The sequence below is a fragment of the Streptomyces sp. MB09-02B genome (genome assembly GCF_033794485.1).
Lineage (GTDB): Bacteria > Actinomycetota > Actinomycetes > Streptomycetales > Streptomycetaceae > Streptomyces.
Map to the genome: position 1 here is coordinate 1 of NZ_JARGEE010000925.1, position 954 is coordinate 954.

The following is a 954-nucleotide window of genomic DNA, read 5'->3' on the forward strand; positions in this document are numbered from 1 at the left end:
CGGTCACGGGGCGGCCGGGGCCGCGACTGAACGGAAGCCTGGGCTTTCGGGTGGTCGCGGCCGAGCGGGAGCCGGGGCCTTCGGGGGCGTGGCCCTGGGTTCGTCCCCTCCCCGATGCCGCCGCCAAGCCCAATTCGACCGGGGCGATAATCGACGCGTGAGCGATGAACCGAAGAACACCCGGGCGGAGCGGCGGGAGCAGCAGGCACAGAAGGCACAGAAGGCACAGCAGACGCAGCAGGAGTCGGCAGAGCCGCAGGGCCGCCGAGCGCCTTCGGCGGCCGGGGCCACTCCTGCGGGCCCTCTCCCCGAACCGATCCGTTTCTTCGGGACGACCTGGCTGAATCACGACGGCAACTATTCGGCCCGCCGTGCCGGCGTCACCGCAGGCTCGCTCGCCGCCGTGGCCGCCTCCGCCCTGATGCTGCGCCTGGCCTACGAGGGCCTGCAGCTGGCGGCGGTCGGCGGCTTCGTCAGCATCCTGGTCGTCATCATGTTCGCCATCTGCAGCGCCCTGGCCTTCGGCCACACCTGGGGCTCGTACACCAAACGCCCCGACCCGGCCCGCCAGTCCTCCTTGCGCGGTCTCCTCACCATCGGCTTCCTCGGCTCCCTGGCCGCCTACTTCCTCCGCTCCCTGAAGGAGGCCCCGGGCGAGTCCCTCCGCCGCGAGGAATACACCACGGCCCGCGACCAGTACGAACGCCGCACAGCCAAGCGCACCGGCAACCCGGCGAAGCGAGGCCGCCGCCCCTGACAGCACCCCGGGCAGAGGCGCGGGAAACTGCGCGAGAACCTCCACGGACCCGCACCACAGGAGCGCACCGTGGCGGGCTCAAAGGGGCGCAACCCCTCGAGAATGGGGCGGGCAGGGGCGGGTGGGGACGACGAACCCCTCCCCAACACCCCACACCACAAGCGACGATGCCTCCATGACCACCTCCCGCCCTCACC

General features: G+C 71.8%; 1 protein-coding gene. It reads left to right on the forward strand.

The window, feature by feature from the left end:
* Window positions 1–316: 316 nt before the first annotated feature.
* Window positions 317–757 carry an EamA/RhaT family transporter gene (locus tag P1P70_RS45120; protein ID WP_319248356.1) on the forward strand — a complete coding sequence of 147 codons (441 nt, stop codon included), beginning with the start codon at window positions 317–319 and terminating at the stop codon, window positions 755–757.
* Window positions 758–954: the final 197 nt, after the last annotated feature.